Source organism: Euzebya tangerina, from assembly GCF_003074135.1.
Classification (GTDB): domain Bacteria; phylum Actinomycetota; class Nitriliruptoria; order Euzebyales; family Euzebyaceae; genus Euzebya; species Euzebya tangerina.
In genome coordinates this window covers 1,763,960-1,782,002 of the sequence record NZ_PPDK01000001.1, presented here as the reverse complement: position 1 = coordinate 1,782,002, position 18,043 = coordinate 1,763,960, and the positions used below count along the sequence as shown (strand labels likewise).

Annotated in this window: 17 protein-coding genes and 1 pseudogene; 8 read left to right on the top strand and 10 right to left on the bottom strand. The window is 69.0% G+C overall.

What is annotated here, in order from left to right:
* Positions 1 to 50 precede the first annotated feature (50 nt).
* From folE to hpt, 3 genes are all read right to left on the bottom strand, one after another.
* On the bottom strand, positions 51 to 659 hold the full coding sequence (gene folE, locus C1746_RS08245) for a GTP cyclohydrolase I FolE (protein ID WP_116715627.1): 609 nt from the start codon (positions 657 to 659) through the stop codon (positions 51 to 53).
* Positions 660 to 706: 47 nt separating this feature from the next.
* Positions 707 to 2,698, bottom strand: coding sequence for an ATP-dependent zinc metalloprotease FtsH (gene ftsH, locus C1746_RS08240; protein ID WP_116714145.1), 1,992 nt, complete (start codon positions 2,696 to 2,698; stop codon positions 707 to 709).
* A gap of 137 nt (positions 2,699 to 2,835) precedes the next feature.
* Positions 2,836 to 3,393: a hypoxanthine phosphoribosyltransferase gene (hpt, locus tag C1746_RS08235; protein ID WP_116714144.1), complete on the bottom strand. Its 558-nt coding sequence runs from the start codon at positions 3,391 to 3,393 to the stop codon at positions 2,836 to 2,838.
* 119 nt (positions 3,394 to 3,512) lie between these two features.
* Between hpt and C1746_RS08230 the strand changes: the two are divergent.
* Positions 3,513 to 5,567, top strand: a pseudogene (locus C1746_RS08230) (heavy metal translocating P-type ATPase); the annotation flags it as partial.
* Between the two features lie 140 nt (positions 5,568 to 5,707).
* Here C1746_RS08230 and C1746_RS23180 read toward each other — a convergent pair.
* A complete protein-coding gene (locus C1746_RS23180; protein WP_116714143.1) occupies positions 5,708 to 7,186 on the bottom strand; it encodes an HNH endonuclease signature motif containing protein in 1,479 nt (492 codons plus the stop codon).
* A gap of 297 nt (positions 7,187 to 7,483) precedes the next feature.
* Here C1746_RS23180 and C1746_RS08215 point away from each other — a divergent pair, with 297 nt between their 5' ends.
* Complete coding sequence (locus tag C1746_RS08215) at positions 7,484 to 7,891, top strand: VOC family protein (protein WP_116714142.1); 408 nt, start codon at positions 7,484 to 7,486, stop codon at positions 7,889 to 7,891.
* A 17-nt stretch (positions 7,892 to 7,908) separates the two neighbouring features.
* Positions 7,909 to 8,346, top strand: a complete 438-nt coding sequence (locus C1746_RS08210; RefSeq protein ID WP_116714141.1) for a VOC family protein — start codon at positions 7,909 to 7,911, stop codon at positions 8,344 to 8,346.
* A 3-nt stretch (positions 8,347 to 8,349) separates the two neighbouring features.
* Here the strand turns inward: C1746_RS08210 and C1746_RS08205 are convergent, their stop codons facing one another.
* From C1746_RS08205 to C1746_RS08190, 4 genes are all read right to left on the bottom strand, one after another.
* Positions 8,350 to 8,700: a cupredoxin domain-containing protein gene (locus C1746_RS08205; RefSeq protein WP_116714140.1), complete on the bottom strand. Its 351-nt coding sequence runs from the start codon at positions 8,698 to 8,700 to the stop codon at positions 8,350 to 8,352.
* Between the two features lie 66 nt (positions 8,701 to 8,766).
* Complete coding sequence (tilS, locus tag C1746_RS08200; RefSeq protein WP_116714139.1) at positions 8,767 to 10,188, bottom strand: tRNA lysidine(34) synthetase TilS; 1,422 nt, start codon at positions 10,186 to 10,188, stop codon at positions 8,767 to 8,769.
* 19 nt (positions 10,189 to 10,207) lie between these two features.
* Positions 10,208 to 11,278 (bottom strand): zinc-dependent metalloprotease, encoded by a 1,071-nt coding sequence (locus C1746_RS08195; protein WP_162867530.1) that lies wholly within the window; start codon positions 11,276 to 11,278, stop codon positions 10,208 to 10,210.
* 26 nt (positions 11,279 to 11,304) lie between these two features.
* A complete protein-coding gene (locus C1746_RS08190; protein ID WP_116714137.1) occupies positions 11,305 to 11,607 on the bottom strand; it encodes a hypothetical protein in 303 nt (100 codons plus the stop codon).
* A 355-nt stretch (positions 11,608 to 11,962) separates the two neighbouring features.
* On the opposite strand from C1746_RS08190, the gene C1746_RS08185 reads away from it, so the two are divergent.
* A complete protein-coding gene (locus C1746_RS08185) occupies positions 11,963 to 12,475 on the top strand; it encodes an SRPBCC family protein (RefSeq protein ID WP_116714136.1) in 513 nt (170 codons plus the stop codon).
* 89 nt (positions 12,476 to 12,564) lie between these two features.
* On the opposite strand, the gene C1746_RS08180 is transcribed toward C1746_RS08185, so the two are convergent.
* Entirely contained in the window at positions 12,565 to 12,987 is a 423-nt protein-coding gene (locus C1746_RS08180; protein WP_116714135.1) for an OsmC family protein, read from the bottom strand.
* A 93-nt stretch (positions 12,988 to 13,080) separates the two neighbouring features.
* On the opposite strand from C1746_RS08180, the gene C1746_RS08175 reads away from it, so the two are divergent.
* Positions 13,081 to 13,299 carry a DUF3072 domain-containing protein gene (locus tag C1746_RS08175; protein WP_116715626.1) on the top strand — a complete coding sequence of 73 codons (219 nt, stop codon included), beginning with the start codon at positions 13,081 to 13,083 and terminating at the stop codon, positions 13,297 to 13,299.
* Positions 13,300 to 13,355: 56 nt separating this feature from the next.
* A complete protein-coding gene (locus C1746_RS08170; protein ID WP_116714134.1) occupies positions 13,356 to 13,610 on the top strand; it encodes a DUF2630 family protein in 255 nt (84 codons plus the stop codon).
* A gap of 9 nt (positions 13,611 to 13,619) precedes the next feature.
* Here the strand turns inward: C1746_RS08170 and C1746_RS08165 are convergent, their stop codons facing one another.
* Complete coding sequence (locus C1746_RS08165; RefSeq protein ID WP_116714133.1) at positions 13,620 to 14,876, bottom strand: Bcr/CflA family efflux MFS transporter; 1,257 nt, start codon at positions 14,874 to 14,876, stop codon at positions 13,620 to 13,622.
* 88 nt (positions 14,877 to 14,964) lie between these two features.
* Between C1746_RS08165 and C1746_RS22455 the strand changes: the two genes are divergently transcribed.
* Both C1746_RS22455 and C1746_RS08155 read left to right on the top strand, forming a co-directional pair.
* Positions 14,965 to 16,140 (top strand): hypothetical protein, encoded by a 1,176-nt coding sequence (locus tag C1746_RS22455; RefSeq protein ID WP_205711770.1) that lies wholly within the window; start codon positions 14,965 to 14,967, stop codon positions 16,138 to 16,140.
* 85 nt (positions 16,141 to 16,225) lie between these two features.
* Positions 16,226 to 17,983 carry an AfsR/SARP family transcriptional regulator gene (locus tag C1746_RS08155; protein ID WP_116714132.1) on the top strand — a complete coding sequence of 586 codons (1,758 nt, stop codon included), beginning with the start codon at positions 16,226 to 16,228 and terminating at the stop codon, positions 17,981 to 17,983.
* Positions 17,984 to 18,043 lie beyond the last annotated feature (60 nt).

Below are 18,043 nucleotides of genomic sequence, written 5' to 3'. Positions count from 1 at the left end.
AATCCGGTACGGGCGCGTACGGCCGGCCGTGATCCGTCGGTGCGTGCCCGTTAGCCGTAGGTGCTCGGCCGCGGCCCACCGATGAGCATCATGGCTTCGGTGCGGGTGCGGGGATCCTTGCGGATGAGGCCGCGCACGGCGCTCGTCACGGTCATCGCACCGGGCTTGCGCACCCCGCGCATGGTCATGCAGAAGTGCTCCGCCTCGATCTGGACGATCACGCCTCGTGGCTCGAGGACCCGCTCGAGGGTGTCGGCCACCTGTGCGGTGATCCGCTCCTGCAGGTTGGGACGCTTCGCGATGACGTCGACCAGCCGCGCCAGCTTCGACAGGCCGGTCACCTGGCCGTCCTTCGACGGCAGGTAGCCGACGTGGGCGCGTCCCACGAACGGCACGAGGTGGTGTTCGCACACGGAGGCGAAGGGGATGTCCCGGACGATGACGATCTCGTCATGACCTTCGTCGAACATCGTGTCCACGACGTCAGCCGGGTCCACCAGGAGGCCGCCGAAGATCTCGTCGTACATCCGCGCAACGCGGTCGGGCGTGCCGGCAATGCGGGGGTCATCGGGATCCAGCCCGAGCCCGGAGAACAGCAGGCGGACCCCCTGTCGGATCTTGTCGTGGTCGAACGCGCCACGCGGCTCGGCGTTGGTCAGGACCCGGACGCGGTCGGTGGATGCCTCCGAGCCCTGCTCGAGGGCGGTCACTGCCCTGGCTCGTCGAGTGCCCGGGAGGCGTGCACGCTGTCGGATGCCTCTGCCGCTGCGGCGGGTGGTGCGTCCGGCAGTCGGCGCAGCGCATCCATGACTCCCTCGGTGGTCATGTGACCGGCCTCGCCATGCATCAGCGGGGCGATCTTGCGGGACGGTCGGATCACGACCTTCGCCAGGATCGCCTCCAGCCGCTCCTTCTCGACGGTCTCGTGCTCGATCAGGCTGTTGGCCAGCTCCTCCAGCACGGCCCGGTTGTCCACCAGGATCTCCAGTGCCTCGTCATGGGCCTCGTCGATCAGCGAACGGATCTCGCTGTCGATCGTGGTCGCGATCTCGCCGGAGTAGTTCGCCGACGAACCGCCCTCCTTGCCGAGGAAGGGCTGGGAGTCCTTCTGACCGTACATGACCGGGCCCAGCTTCTCGCTCATGCCGTACTGCGTGACCATCTCGCGGGCGGTTGCGGTGGCCTTGGAGATGTCGTCGCTGGCGCCCGTGGTGTAGTCGCCGATGGTCAGCTCCTCGGCGACGCGTCCGCCCAGCATCATCGCCAACCGGTCGATCAGCTCACCCCGGCTGACGAGGTACTTGTCACGCGTGGGGAGGGCGAGCGTCCAGCCCAGTGCCTGGCCGCGGGCGATGATCGAGACCTTGTGGATCGGGTCGGCGTGCGGCAGCGCGTGCCCGACGATGGTGTGCCCGCCCTCGTGGTAGGCGATCAGGCGCTTCTCCTCGTCATCCATCATCCGAGTCCGACGTTCGGGGCCGGCGATTACCCGGTCGATGGCGTCCTCCAGGCTTGCCATCGAGATCTCGGCCATTCCCCGGCGGGCTGCCAGCAGGGCCGCTTCGTTGACCAGGTTGGCGAGGTCGGCACCGGTGAAGCCGGGGGTGCGGCGGGCCAGCACCTCCATGTCGGCATCAGGCGCCAGCGGCTTGCCGCGACCGTGCACCTCGAGGATCCGCTTGCGGCCCTCGATGTCGGGGCGGTCGACGACGATCTGCCGGTCGAAGCGGCCGGGCCGCAGCAGTGCCGGGTCGAGGATGTCGGGCCGGTTGGTGGCGGCGATCAGGATGACACCGGTCTGGACGTCGAAGCCGTCCATCTCGACCAGCATCTGATTGAGGGTCTGCTCACGCTCGTCGTGCCCACCACCCATGCCGGCGCCTCGGTGACGGCCGACGGCGTCGATCTCATCGACGAAGATGATCGCTGGTGCGTTGTTCTTGGCCTGCTCGAACAGGTCCCGGACCCGGCTCGCGCCGACGCCGACGAACATCTCGACGAAGTCCGAGCCGGAGATCGAGAAGAAGGGCACGCCGGCCTCCCCGGCGACGGCTCGAGCCAGCAGGGTCTTGCCGGTCCCCGGAGGTCCGAAGAGCAGCACCCCCTTGGGGATCTTGGCGCCGATGGCCTGGAACTTGGTCGGGTCAGCCAGGAAGTCCTTGATCTCGCGGAGCTCCTCGACGGCCTCGTCGGCCCCGGCGACGTCGTCGAAGGTGACCTTCGGCTGGTCCTTGGAGACCTGCTTGGCCTTCGACTTGCCGAAGCTCATCAGGCCTCGGCCACCGCCCTGCATCTGGGACATCAGGAAGAAGAACAGGCCGAAGATGATGATGAACGGCAGGAAGTTGAGCAGGACGGTGACGAAGAGGTTGGAGTCCTGCGCGTCAGCGTCGTAGTTCTCGGGCTCGATCCCGGCGGCCTGCAGCGCCGCGTCCAGCTGCTCGTCGTGGATCACCGGGTCGTAGGTCGCCTCGTAGGGCTGCTCGTCGTCCCCCACCAGCTCACCCTCGATGCTGTTTGCCCGGGACTTGATGGTGACGGTCTCGATGTTGCCGGACTCGAGCTCGACCAGGAACTCGCCGTAGGTGAACTCCTCAGGCTCGTCGCCCGCGCCGAGGCTCGAGAGGAGCACCAAGGCGAGCAGGAGGAGGATCGTGACCCAGAGGAATGGGCCGCGGAGGAAGCGCTGGAGATTCATGGACGAGGGTCCCTGGGACGTAGGAGCCGGACCGGCCGGCGACTACGGTCTGATGATATCAGCGAGCCACCAGTGATCCCCGAGCGCCCCGGGGCTTTGCCGCCTCTTTAGCTCCGGCTGGGCACGGGCCGGACGGCTCAGCTGTAGACCTCGGGCTTCAGGGTCCCTATGTATCGGAGGGTGCGGTATCGCTCGGCGTAGTCCAGCCCGTACCCGACGACGAACTCGTTGGGGACCTCGAAGCCGACCCAGCGGACGGGCAGATCGACCTTGAGCTGCTCCGGCTTCATCAGCAGCGACATGATCTCGATCGAGGCTGGCTTGCGGGTCTTGAGGTTCTTGAGGAGGTAGGAGAGGGTCAGACCGGAGTCGATGATGTCCTCGACGATGAGGAGGTGGCGGCCCTCGATCTCGGCGTCGAGATCCTTCAGGATGCGGACGACGCCGCTGCTCTTGGTCGAGGCGCCGTAGCTCGAGACCGCCATGAAGTCGAACACCGTGTTGGTCGACAGGTGGCGCGAGAAGTCGGCCAGGACGATGAAGGCGCCCTTGAGGACCGCGGCCACGACGACCTCGTCGTCGCCGTAGTGGGACGAGACCTCCGCGCCCAACTCGGCCAACCGGTCCTGGATCTGCGCTTGCGAGATCAGGACCTTCTCGATGTCGGGATGATCGGGCGCAGTGTGCGACGTCATGGCCCGGGAGCGTAACGAAGTTTCGTGCTGCCGTCTGGGCCAGACGGTCGACGTGTTGTCTAGGGACCTACATTGGGTAGATACCCCCCAGGGGTATTGCCGACTTCGAAGGGCAATGTATGTCCACGACAGCAGAGAGCAGCCACGACCAGCATGCGGGGGACTCTGGCGGCCACAGCGATCACGCGAAGATGTTCCTGGACCGGCTGCTCCTCTCAGCGCTGCTGACGATTCCCATCCTGGTCTACTCCGACGTGGTGCAGTCCTGGCTGGGCTACACCGCGCCGGTGTTCCCCGGCTCGGCGCTGTTGCTCCCGGTGCTCGGGACCGTGCTGTTCTTCTACGGCGGGTGGCCGTTCCTGACGGGTGGCCTCAGCGAACTGCGGCAGCGCCAGCCGGGCATGATGCTGCTGATCACGCTGGCCATCACCGTCGCCTACGTCGCGTCGATGGCAGAGGCTGCTGGTGTCTTCGACCGGGCCATCTGGTGGGAACTGGCTCTCCTCATCGACGTGATGCTCCTGGGACACTTCGTGGAGATGCGTGCGGTCGGCCGGGCCCGTGGTGCGCTGGAGGCGCTGGCTGAGCTGCTGCCGGACGAGGCCGAGGTGGTCGATGAGGACGGCGAGACCCGGACCGTGAGCGCCGCCGAGTTGTCCAGTGGTGACGTGGTCCTCGTGCGCCCCGGGGGCCGTGTGCCGGCAGACGGCGAGATCGTCGATGGATCGGCCGACGTCGACGAGTCGATGATCACCGGCGAGTCCAGCCCGGTCGCCCGCAGTGAGGGGGACACCGTCGTGGCCGGAACCGTCGTCGCGGAGTCAGCCATCGAGGTGCGGGTCGACGCCACCGGAGATGACACCACCCTGGCCGGCATCCAGCGCATGGTGAGCGAGGCACAGCAGTCGCAGTCGCGGACGCAGATCCTGGCCGACCGCGCCGCCGCGCTGCTGTTCTACGTGGCGCTGGCGGCCGCGGCCATCACCGCCGTGGTCTGGATCGTCGTCGGTCAGACCGACCAGGCCGTGGACCGGACCGTCGCCGTCCTCGTGATCGCCTGCCCCCACGCGCTGGGCTTGGCCATCCCGCTGGTCACCGCCATCTCGACCTCCCGCTCCGCGAAGGCCGGCGTGCTCGTCCGCGACCGGAAGGCCCTGGAGACGATGCGACTGGTCGACGTCGTGTTCTTCGACAAGACGGGCACCCTCACCAAGGGTGAACATGCCGTCGCGGACGTCTTCGCCGTGGAGGGGGCTGATCCCGACGATGTCCTGCGGGCCGCGGCTGCGGTCGAACGGTCTTCGGAGCACCCGCTCGCCCGCGCCATCGTCACCCGGGCACAGGACCGCGAGCTGTCCATCCCGGAGGCCGGTGACTTCACCTCGATGACCGGACGAGGGGTCAGGGGCACGGTGGATGGCGAGGACGTGTTCGTGGGCGGGCCGAGCCTGCTCCGGGAACGGGAGGTCGAGTCGCCCGAGAGCCTGTCGGAGGAGACGCAGGCGGCCTCCGATCGCGGCGCAGCGGTGCTCCACGTCATGCGTGGTGATGCCGTCATCGGCGCCATCACGCTGGCCGACGAGATCCGGCCGGAGTCCGCGGAAGCGGTCGACGCCCTGCACAACGACGGCGTCGAAGTGGTGATGATCACCGGTGACGCCCGCCCGGTCGCTGAGGCAGTTGGTCAGGAGCTTGGCCTCGACCGGGTGTTCGCCGAGGTGCTCCCGGAGGACAAGGACGAGAAGGTCAAGCAGCTCCAGGACGACGGCAAGCGGGTTGCGATGGTCGGGGACGGCGTGAACGACGCCCCGGCGCTCGCGCGGGCCGATGTCGGCATCGCCATCGGTGCGGGCACCGACGTTGCCATCGAGTCCGCCGGGCTGGTCCTGGCCTCGGACGATCCGCGTGGGGTCGTCGCAATCCGTGATCTCTCGACGGAGACGTACCGGAAGATGATCCAGAACCTGTGGTGGGCGGCCGGGTACAACCTGGCGGCCATCCCGCTGGCTGCCGGGATCCTGGCTCCCATCGGCTTCGTCCTGCCGATCGCCGTCGGTGCCACCCTGATGAGCGCGTCCACGGTCATCGTGGCGCTGAACGCGCAACTGTTGCGTCGGACCCAGATCGCCCATCTCGGGGGCCCACCCGATGAGGATCCGGGCCAGCGACGGACGACGCGGTCCCTTCGTCCGGCCCCATGCCCCCTCAGCCCGGCCTCTCTGATCAGGACGTGGCCGACATCGTCGCCTACGTCAGAGGGTGGCAGCGAGACGCCGGCCTCATCGAGTGAGTCCGACAGGTGCTCCGGACCGTCTCAGGCGAGATCTGACACGGACGTCCACCCGTGGGCGCCCGCATGGGCGAGTCGGGCGCTGGGACGCTCCGCCGAGCTTGGCGTGTACCCACCGTGTGGGTCACAACGGACCGGGTGGCCGCGCCACTGCCCGATCCATGGTTGCTCGGCGTAGCTCCGCGCGATCTTCAGCAGCCGATCGCGTGTGCGCAGGAGTGAGCCCAGACCGGCGCCCAGACCGTCTGTTCGGCCCGGCCGATCAGCCACTCCGGAATCGGTTGTCACCCACCGACGTCCGCCGGGCGGCCCCGTGAGCCGGTGGTCACCGCGGGTCTTATCGCGATGGTGATGCCGACACAGCCACGCCAGTTGGTCCAGCCGAGTCTGCTTGGAGATGGCCCACTCGGTGACGTGATCGATCTCCAGCAGATGCGTTGCCCGGCACCCAGGCACCTCGCACTCGTACCCTCGGGCCTCCAAGGCGGTGCGCTGATGGGCAGTCACCTGGCGACCCACATGGGCGACCGAGGCATCGACCGCGTTGCGGATGACGTAGGCCAGATGTGCGTCCGGGATCAGCTCGCGAACGGCGTCGACCGGTACCTGGCCAACGCCGGCGATCTCACACCGCTCTCCCGGCTGGGCCTCCCCACGCTTGAGCGCCGCAGCGTCGATGGTCACGATCACCTTGGTCTGTCGGCCGCTGAGTCGCCGGGATGACCCTGACGGTTGCTGCCTGGACTGGACGTCATCGGAGTGTGTGCCATCAGCATCCGTCGCCGCACCCGCCAGGGTGGCGAGCAGCGCATCAAATCGGTAGGCCGCATCCTGCTCCCGCCGACCCTCGGCGTGGGCGGCCTTGAACACCTGGTCGTGGACGCCACGGATGGCGGCCTCGATCCTGGCACCGGCATCAGCGGGGCCGGACAGGTATGCCTTCCACTCCCCGTCAGACTCCGACCAGGCCCGAAAGCACCGATCACGGTGATGGCGACGCCGGGTCGCCGCCAGGTCAGGATCGGCCGCCACACGTGCATCACGACAGGTTCGCTTGAGATCCTGCACCGACTGGGTCTGCGCGGCCGCCAACAACATGCCGGTCATGTCCGGCGCTGCCGCTGCCGCGTCCGTGACCGCGTCCGCCTGAGCGGTCGACAAGCTTCCGGCCCGCACCGCGGCAGCCACCTGTTGGTTCTCGCCAAGTCGGATGGAGGTCTCCAACCGGGTCGCGGCCTGGCGCACCGTGGTTCCTGTGGCTGCTGCCACCTGCTCGCGCACCTCACGGGATGCGGCAGGACCTGTGGCCGTCGCGGTGTCGAACGCCCGACGGGCAAGCAGCGTCGTCATCCCCTCCGCCAGCCGGGCCAGCTGACCCAGATCGGTCAGGAGCCCACCCACCTCAACATCGGGGATCGAATCGGGATCCAGGCGAGCCGCGAGACGCTGCATCACACCAACGAGGTGGGTCACCTCTGCCGCCTCCAACACACCCGTTCCCATACCGCTCATTCTACGCGACAGGGACGGACAGATCGAGGCAAAACCCCTGCTCAGAGCCACTTCGGACGAACCGACACCGGCCTGGAACACCAGCCACGTCGCCCCTCGCCTCGTTGGGTGGATGCGGCGCATGAAGAGCCCAGTGCGGCATCCAGCCAGCCCGCCGCACCTCAGCAGGCAGGTCGCTCGCCCATCGTCCGGCAGAAGCCCCCTCAGCGTGTGAGCCACACGGTCCGGCGATCCGTCAGCACGACCTGGCGCTTGTCGTGGGGGCAGGCCGACACGCAGAATAGGGGCATGGACGGCCTGGCTCAGGTGAACCTGATCGTCACCGACTTGGAGCGCGCGAAGACCTTCTGGGCGTTGCTGGGGTGGCAGAGCGAGCCCCGTCACACCCACGCCGCGGTGGTGTCGTTCGACAGCGGGTTCAACCTCGTGTTGCACCAACCGGAGTTCGCGAGGCTGTGGGATCCGGTCTTCGACGGGCCCTCGGCCGGTTCGACGGTCGTCGATGTCAACCTTTCTTCCCGAGACGCCGTCGACCAGGTCCACGAACGGGTGGTGGAAGCCGGGTTCGAGAGCAGCGTCGCCCCGTGGGACACGTTCTTCGGCGCCCGCTACGCCATCGTGTGCGATCAGGATGGCAACCGGATCGGCTTGAAGAGTCCGCAGGACCCGTCCCGGTCCTACCCGCTGCCGACCTGACCGTAGAATTCCAGCTGATGAGCTCTCGCGTCAGCCACACCACCTTCTCGTGCCTGGACGCCTTCACGCTCTCGGAGTGGTGGAAGACCGCGGTCGGCTACGCCGACATCCCGGGCGACCCCAACGAGCCGGGAGACCCGGAGTGCGCGATCGTCGACCGCGAGAGCGGCCACGTGCTGCTCTTCCTCGAGGTCGACGAGCTGCCCCCGGCGAGCAACCGAGTGCATCTCGACCTGGTACCCCGCGACCGCACCCGCGACGAGGAGGTCGACCGCCTCGTGGCGCACGGCGCACCAGTGGTCGCCGATCATCGATCCGGGGACGGTCTGGGCTGGGTGGTGCTCGCCGACCCGATCGGCAACCTGTTCTGCGTCCTGCGAAGTGATGCCGAGCGTCTGGCGACGGGGGACCCGGTCTGGCCGCAGTTGGTGCCCGACATCGATCACGGGGACTGAGTCCTACCGCGAGATCGTTCCCTCCATCCCGCCGTGCAGGGTGCAGCGGAAGCGCCACTCACCATCGATGGGAACCGAGAAAGACACCACGTCACCAGGCTCCAGGAGCGGCGTCACGACGGTTCCGTCTGCCGACACGAGGTTGTGTGCGTCTTCGCCATCATTCCGGACGTCGACGGTCACCGGCCCATTCCCCTCCACCTCAGTCTGCTCGGGCGAGAAGGCATCGTCGATCATGATGATCTGGACATCGGCGTCAGCCGCTGGCCCGGTTGCAACGTTGGCGGTGGGTGGCGGCGTGCTGGAGCAGGCTGCGAGGACGAGCACCAGGAGGACCACGGGAACGAGACGCATGCGACCAGCCTGGCCGCGGACCGGCGCAGCATCAGGACCGTGCGCACTCCGGACTTCCCCTACGGGTCACCCCGGACTCGCCACCACCCGAATGCGGTGATCCGCGGGCCGGCCGGGTGGTCGGAGCGGCACCGGGCCGGCCATCACCACCCGGTCTGCGTCATCGACCAGCAGCGGAACCTGCCCACGGAGGGGTTCGGGGTAGCGCTGCAGGACCCGCCGGAGGGACCGCTCCCCCTCGGCACGCCGGCCGCGAACCGCGAGGACCGTCCCTGCCACCGGCAGCTCGATCTGCCAGTTCCAGGCCGACCAGGCCACCGGGTCCGGACCAGCCGGCAGCTGGTCAGATGCCCCCCACGCCCCGACGACGGTCCAGCGCAGCAGTCCGAAGCCGGGAACGAGTACGTCCTGGTCTCGCGGCACCGAGAGCCGAGGCAGCCAGAGACGATCCACCGGGCACAGCACCACGCGGTCGGTCACCGGCGCAGTGACCCTCCCCACGCGGGTGGCGCGCACACCGGAGGGCAGATCGCACCGCTCACCGGGGCCCAGCCGGCCCAGCCGGGTCAACACACCCGGTCCCGGCCACACCGGCCCATCCGGCAACAGCCGCCACGCGATCCGGAGAGCGTCGTCGTCCTCGTGCAACGGACGATCCCGGGTCGTGGTCAGGTCGACGGCACATCCGAAGCGCGACACGGCGGCCTGCTCCTCCGGCCGTTCCGGCGACCACTCGCGGCCCGCACCCGAGCCAGCTCGAGCGAACCCGGCCAGCCGCGCCAGCAGCGGCACCACGTCGGCCTCGCTCGGGTGCAACCGGCGAAGCGCTGGGAGGGCCTCGGCCCGCGCGCGAGCACGACGTTGGTCGGCATCGGCATTCGTCGGATCCGCCACGGTCCGGTACCCGGCGGCGGCCTGGCGGACCACCTCGCGTCGCTCGCCCAGCAAGGGTCGGATCACCACGACCTGTCCGGCGTGATCAGCAGCATCGGCACCAGGCGCAACCGGGAGCGGGGACGTGGGCGCCATCCCACCGAGTCCGCCGATCCCCGTCCCCCGGGCAATGCGGAGCAGCACGGTCTCAGCCTGGTCGTCCATCGTGTGACCCACGGCGACGGCGGTCGCCCCGACGCGCTGGGCCTCCCGCGCCAGTGCTCCCCACCGCGCTCGCCGAGCCGAGTCCTCCGGCCCCGACCCCTCCTCGACGGTCACGGACCGCTCGACGAAGGGAACCCCGAGAGTTGCCGCCGACGCCGCAGCCGCCGCCGCGTCCTCCGAGTCATCCCGCAGTCCATGCCGGACGTGGGCGGCCAGGAGGTGGAGGTCCGGGCGGGCCAGCCGCAGCAGGTGCAGCAGCGCCACGCTGTCGGGGCCTCCGGACACCCCGACCACGACGGAGGCCCCCTCGGCAACGGCCGCCTCACCGAACGAGGCGTTCCGAACCCGGTCGACCAGATCCGCTAGGGCGCCGTCAGGCGCAGAGGCCACGTCGTCCGACCCGAGTCACTCAGGCCGCCGGCGCGATCCGCTCGGCCCAGCCGTCGGGGTCGGCCAACTCCTCGAGGGTCGGGATGTGGTCCGGGGACTCCCAGACCCGGTTGAACGCCTCGCGGCCGTGACGTTCGGCGACCTCGGCGATGAACGTCTCGCCCATCGAGTACTGCGCGGCCTTCAGGCCCATTCCGAGGGCCTTGCCGACCAGCTTGCCCGCCCCACCGGTCGCGGCCCGCCGGCGGTTGAGCGCTGTCCGGACCCGGGCGGGGTCGACCCCCTTGGGGCCCATGATCTCGGCGCCCCAGTCCATGACGACGTTGCCGTGCCCCTCCAGCAGGCTCATGACCGCCTGGGCGTCCTCGAGTTTGTCGGCTTGCTCCGGCGTCAGGAATGCCTCCATCACATCCCGCAGGCCGAGGTCACCGCTGGTGGCCCGGCTGACGATGCTGGCAAGGCCCGCCCGGACCCGCTCGGGATCGATCTGGGTGCCGGAGAGGTACTCGTCCATGATCCCGCGGAGGTGCGGCCGCAGCCACGGGACGGCCTCGAACTGCAGCCGATGTCCCAGCTCGTGCAGGACGATGCCGAGGATCAACTCGTCGGCGTCGATGTCGGACTCGCCCGCCAGGTCGCGCTCGACCTGCAAGAGGTTCGGGCCCACCAGGGTGAGCCGGCCGGGCGTCTCACCGCCTGGCAGGAAGACCTCGTACTGCCCCAGGACGCGGGTGGACAGGTAGCCGAAGACCGAGCCGACCTGAACCGCCACGGCGCGGCGCGACAGACCGGCGGGGAAACTCGACCGACGGAGCAGCCGTTCGGCGTGCGGGTCGGTCAGGTACTGCATCGAGGAGAGGTTGGCGTCGATCCACTGGCCCCGGCTGACCACACGCGCCGTCGCCGCACCGAGGCCGTCCCCCAGCCCGGTTGCGGCGCGACTCGGCTCATCGGCCAGACGCACCGACCGATCGACCGACGCGCGGATGCGAGCAACGTCCTCGCCCGTGGCCTTGACGGCGGACAACGCCGCGACCTGGCGCCCGACCCTGCCCGCCAACGCCCAGTCAGCAAGGGTGGCCTTGCCCACCTCGGCGGAGCCCTCCGGGACGGGCGTTACCGACGAGATTTCTCTTCAGCCTCTCGTTGGAACCGTGGCTGGGCGATCAGGTAGTAGCTCAGGACGCCGCCGGTGACCACCACGCCGAGGGCGATCAGGGGGAACCGGATGTAGTCGAAGAACCCGGGGATCTCGTACTCGTCCGGCAGGAACTCGCCCCCCGCTTCACCGGCACCCTCGACGATCTCCTCGTACTCCGTGAACTCTCCGCCGCCCTCTGCAGCACCCGCGGTCGTGGCCACGGCCCCCACGAGCAGGAGCCCGGAGAGCATGAGTACAGCGATCGAACGCTTGAGCATCTGGTGGAACCTTGTGGGATGTAGGTCGGCCGGTCGGGCGGGCAGTGTACCCGGATCGGGCCCGCCCCTTCCACGTGGCCAGGGCAACCTGCGACACCCGCCCACGCGTTGCCCGTCGCAGGAGTAGTGCACGGGGACCACGCGAGTCTGGTCCGAAGTGATGATTGTCCCACCGGCGTCGACTGAGTCAGGATGGACCCTGCGAAGCTGGTAGGGGGCGGGGCTTCGAGGCGAGCAGGATGAGCGCAGTCACCTGGCTTGCCACCAGATGGCCCGTCCATGGCGGTGGGCCATCTGTCGCCTGCCGCAGGACCGCGTGCCGCATGGACCATCTGTTGGTGGGGAGTATTGACGCATGGATCACCAACTGCCCGTGGCCGCCTGCCCTCCGACGCATCGTCTGCAACACCTGGAGACCACCGTCACCATCCCGCATCCACGAGATGACGTCTGGGCGTGGATCTGCGATCCGGCAACGTTCATCGAGGGTCAGATCTGGCCCTGGCGGGTGGAGTTCCTCGATCCCCGGACTGGCGCCGCCGCAGGGTTCACCGAGGGGGTGCTCACCACCCACCACGGTCCGCTGATGAACTTCTCGGGCGTGATCGGCGAGGTCGACGCGCCGCGGTACCGCGATCTGGCCTACACCTACGGTGCCTACATGATCTCCCCGCGGATCTGTCGACCGGTCAGGTTGCAGTTCTGGCTGGAGGAGACGTCGGGCGGTGCTGCAACTCGGGTTCGGATCGGCGTCGACGCCCAGATGCGCAAGGGTTGGCGGGGTGCGTCACGGCTGGTCCAGCGGTGGTTCTGGAAGCGGTTCGCGCGCTGGGGCACGGCCGCGATCCGAGCACGCGCAGCTGGCTGAGAACCCCACCGGCTCGGAGGCCAGCGTCTCGGCGCGTGCGACCACGAACACAGCACGCGCAGCCGACTGAGAATCCCACTGGCATCCGATCAGAGGATGTCCACGACCACCGGCGTAGCTGCCTCGACCGTCCGACTGACCGTGCAGGTGCGGTCGTGGGAGGTCTTCACCGCACCCGGGATCACCCGCCGGGCCTTGTCGCCATCCTCCCCCTCGGGGAACGTGAGGTCGAAGGTCATGCGGATGTCGGTCAGGATGTTGCCGCTGTCGTCCCGGACGTACTCCGCCCCGATTCGGACGGTGAAGTCCTCCGGCTCGGTCCGGCGGCTGGTGACGACGTCCACATCGACGGCGGAACACCCGGCGATCGCTGCGAGGAGCAGCTCGACCGGGCTCAACCCGTCCTCCATGAGACTGCCGAACTCGATGCTGGCACCAGTCGGATTCGTGGCGCGATACACCCCAGTGTCCAGTCGGGTGAGCGTGATCGAGCGGTGCGAGTCAGATGCCATGTGAGCGATTCTCTCACGACCAATCCCCTGCTGATCGAGATCCAAGAAACGAACACACGTTCGTTGAGCCGCACCAGCGGGTACTACTCCGCCATGACCACCAACATCACCCGGCCCGACCCCGACCACTCCAACACCGAGAAGGACCCTGACACGTGGGTGACCGGCGACGAACCCATGACGGGCGCCCAGCAGTCCTACCTGGCCACCCTCGCCGAGGAGACCGGACAGACGGTTCCGGCCGACCTCACCAAGGCCGAGGCGTCCAGCCTCATCGATGAGCTGCAGACGGCGTCTGATCGAGCCGGCTAGGACCGTTCGCAGCGTCATCCACGCCGGGATTGCCCGCTACGGCGTAGCATCGCGCAATGGACGACGCTGCCATCCTCCGCCGCATCCACCAACTCGTCGACGAGGAGGACGAGCTGCGCGCACAGCCCGATCACGCCCTCGACGAGGATGAGCGCGCCCGCATGACGGAGCTCGAAGAGGGGCTTGACCAGTGCTGGGATCTGCTCCGTCAGCGGCGTGCGAAGCGGGAGTTCGGCGAGGACCCCGACTCAGCACAAGCCCGGTCGACCACAGTCGTCGAGGGCTATAGCCCGACCAACCGCAGAGGCTGAGCGAGGCGCTCACCCCACGAGTTCAGCTGGCGCCGGCGCCTTCTCCCGCAACCCGGCCCCCATCAGCACCGCCGCAACAGCACCGAGCAGTGCGAACCCGGCCGACAACGGCGTCACCGTTCCGTCGAAGGCCCGATCGATCAGCGACCCGATCAGCGCACCAGCCGCGATCTGGACGGCTCCGATGATCGAGGAGGCCATCCCCGCCACGGCAGCCATCGGGATCATTGCCATGGCGTTGAGGTTGGGGATGAGGATCGCGTGGCAGCCCATCGCGAGGGACACGGCGATCAGATAGACGACGAGGGGCGGACGACCGTTCGTCAGCACCGCCGAGGCGACCATGAGCGCCGCTGCGGACAGATAGACGCCCATTGCCGACACGGAGAGCCGTCGTGATCCGAACCGGTGGACGAACCGCGCGTTGACCAACATGGCCCCGCCCATCAGCAGCGCCACTCCACCGAACAGGATCGGGAATAGAGCCTCGGCGTCGAAGACGTCGGCGTAGATGAGCTCTGAGGAGCCGATGTAGGACGTGAAGCTGCCGTAGAGCATCGTCATCGCGAGGCTGAACAGCACGGTCTGGCGGTCCGACAGCACGATCTTCGCCGCCTCCACGAGGGAGCCGAGGCTCATCGGTCGACGATGCTCCGGCGCCAGCGACTCTCGCAGCCGGGTCGCCCAGCCCAGCATCGCCAAGCCGGCGAGCAGGCAGGCCACCGCCATCCAGCGCCAGGAGACGAGGGCAACGCCGAGCGCGCCGAGGCTCGGCGCCACGGCGGGGACCAGGATGAAGATCGACATGATGAGCGACATGGCGCGCGACATCGCCTCGCCCTCGTACCGGTCTCGGACGATGGCGATGGTGAGGACCCGAGGCCCAGCGGCTCCCAGACCCCAGAGGAAGCGCGCCGCCAACAGGAGGGGGAGCGACGGCGCAACCGCTGTGATGACCGCGCCCAGGCCGTACAGCACGAACGAGGCGTGCAACAGCGGCTTGCGGCCGAACTGATCGGACAGCGGCCCGAACAGCGGCTGCCCGACGGCCAGCCCGACGAAGTAGGTGGTGACCAGGCCAGCCACGGCGTTGGAGTCAGCCGCCAGCCCGAGATCGGCACGGATCTCGGGGAAGGCCGGCAGCAACAGGTCGATGCCAAGAGCGACGAGTGCCATCGACATGGCCAACAGCACGGTGCGTTCCCGGTCACTGATGCCTGCCCCGCCGACCGACCGGGCCTTCTCGATCCCGGTCGATGCAGACACGTCGGAACAGTAGCGAGGGGCCTTCCTCACCACAGCTCCTCGCACCGGACATGCGAAATCGGGGGCGACTCTTGGCACAGTAAGGGCGATGAGCAGCACCCCGGGACCACCGCCGTCGTCACCACCTCCACCGCCGCCTCCTGGAGCGCCGGGCGGCCGGCCGATCGACGAGACGATTGCCCGCACGCCTGTTCGCGGTCGGTCCGATGGCTGGTCGGCCACGCCTCCACCAGCCCCGCCGACGCCACCGCCCGGGGCTCCCCGCCCCGCCGCACCGCCCGATGAACCCCCGACCGTGCCGCCCACTGCCCCACCCGGTCCGGGTGGGCCTGGGCCAGAACAGCCAGGCGGCCCCGCCGGGCCGGCCGTCGCCGGGCCGACCGCAGCGGACACGATCTCGTCACTGCCATCGGACACGCCCGGCGGCGAGGAGGGACTGCCCGGCGACCCCGCGGCCGACCCTGACGCCCAACCAGCGCAGAAGGTGCGGGTCAAGCGGTCGGTGCTGTACGCGATCATCGCCATCCAGAGCCTCATCATCCTGGGCCTGCTCGCGGCCCTGCTCGTGAACGACGACGCGGACGAGGATGCGGGTCCGACGCCGACGCCCAGCGTTGTCGAGGCGCCGACCCCGACGCCAACGCCAACGCCCACACCGACCCCCACGCCGACCCCGACGCCCACGCCAACGCCAACCCCCACACCAACCCCTACGCCCACACCGACGCCAACGCCAACCCCCACACCAACCCCGACGCCGACACCCGCACCAACCCCCGAGCCGGTGGACCCGAACGCCCCGGCCGACCCGGCGCCACCGCCTGATCCGAACGCGCCGGCCGACCCGAACGCGCCCGCCGACCCGGCGGCACCGCCTGATCCGAACGCCCCGGTCGATCCGCCACCGGTCCCGGCCGACAACCCCGGGATGGTGACGGCCGCCGACGGCAGGAGCCTCTTCCCGGTCGACGATGCCGCACTGGTCAGCTTCACCGACCAGACCATCATCGGGACCCAGGCACTCATCCAGCAGGTCGTCGATGGTGCTGGTTTCTGGATCGGCACGAACGACGCCAACCGGGTGTTCGTCTGCTACGGCGAGTCGGTCCCCGGCAACTACGTCCCGGTGGCCGGACAACGGGTCAACTTCAGCGGCACGATGCTGGCGAACACCGACCCTCAACTTGTCCCAGACCAATTGGGTGGGGAGCAGTACCGCCGGCAGGGTGTGAACGTCATGCTCGAGACCATCGAAGGGCTCTGATCCCGCCCGCGATCATCGGCGAGGTTCGGCGGTACTACGCGCTTCCGCGAAGCGCGGTCACAGCGTCGGGCCCGACGCTGCGGCCATGAGCACCTTCGCAGTCAGCCCACCAGCCGAGAACGCCCCCACATCCTCACGATCCCGGACCACCCTGATCACGGTCGACGGCCCCACGACGGTGACCGTCGACGGGACCGCCGTCCCCCTCTCGCCCGGCGAACGAGTCGTCGTGGCCGCACTGGTCCTGCATCGCGACCGGGGCCTCACCCTCGATGGTCTGTCCGAGATGCGCTGGCCGGACGGTCAGGCACCCAAGGCCGCCCGGCAGTCCCTGCACAACTCGATCTCCCGGATCCGTCGGAAGACTGGGCTCAACCTGACACTGGATCACGGTCGATATCGGCTCCCATCGACGGCAACCACCGACATCGATTGGCTTGACGAGATGACGATCCGGGTGGGCGACGGCCTGGCTGGATCCAGCGAGCTGGGGGGCACCCAGGTCGGACGACCATCGTGGTTCGCCGATCTGCCGGACCTTCCGGAGGTCCTCGGCGAGCGCAGCCGGTTGCATCGTGCGTTCGACGAGGCGCTGGGCCAGCAGGTTCGCATCCTCCAGCAAGCCGGCAAGATCACCGATGCCCTCGTGCTGGCCACCAGGCGCCGCATCTCCGCCCCGCAGCTGGACGACCCGTGGGTCCAGGAGGTCGAGCTGCTGCTCGCACTGGGCCGCCGACTGGATGCCGCGGCGCTCTACCGCAAGGCGTGCCGCAGCATCGCCGACCTGCGTGGCGAGTCGCCCGGGCCGGCGCTGCGTGGCCTGGAGGCGTGGATCTGGGAGACCACTCGGAGCCAGGCCGAGACGGCAACGCAGCCGCTGGTCGGCCGGACGGAGGACATCAACCTGATCCGACGCCGGCTCACGAGTGGCGCCACTGTGCTCCTCGTCGGTACCTCTGGGTCGGGCAAGAGCAGGATCGTCCAGGCCCTCGCGCGGGACTGGCCCGGACCGACGATGACGATGGCGTGCGGCCAGAGCCGGATGACCGCGCTGGCCAGCATCCGTGATGCTGTGGCGCAGGCGGGCTCAACGGACAGCTCGCCGGAGGAGATGGACCGAACGTCGGGCCCGAGCCGGCTGGAGGACCTGGTCCAGCGGCTCACGCTCAGGCTGCGGGACACCTCGCTGCTGGTGCTGGATGATGTCGACCGGCTGGCACCGCTCAGCCGCGAGGTGCTCGTGGATGCCCTTCGCCAGGTGGACTGTCGCGTGCTGGCCACCAGCCGGACCGCCAGCTGCGGGGTTCCCGGACGGTCGGAGGTTGCCCTCTCCGAGCTGAGCCCGCTGGCCGTCCAGGAGTTGGCGCGGTTGGCCAAGGTCCCAGCATCTGACGTGCGGATCCTGATGACACTGGTCGGCCACTCGCCCGACCCCGTGATCGGCCTGGCCGACATCTGTCGGACAACACGGGTCACTCCTGGCGCTCTGGCTCATCTGAGCACCACCGAGCGAGTGCCCTCACCGATCGTCACCGCCATCGGCAAGGGCCTCGGGCGCCACAGCCGCGGCGTCATCGCGTTGGTCGAGCAGGTTGCGCTCGGTGTGGTCCGAGAGCCAACTGCAGTCGACCAGCACACCCTGGACGAGGCCGTCGCAGCAGATGGGCCGCTGCGGCACGACGCGCACGGGCACCTGGTGTTCACCCACCCGCTCCTGCGCCGGTTGGTCCTCGACCGGCTGCCTCCAGGTCTGCGCGAGGAGGCGCTCCTGCTGACCGCACTGCGATCGACCGATGCGCCGGCGGTCCGCGCGGCACCGCGGTCCACCCCGCTGGCCGCCTGATGCGATAACGCTCAGGGCACTCCAACCGGTCAGCGCGCCGGAACCGGCACTCGTGACCTG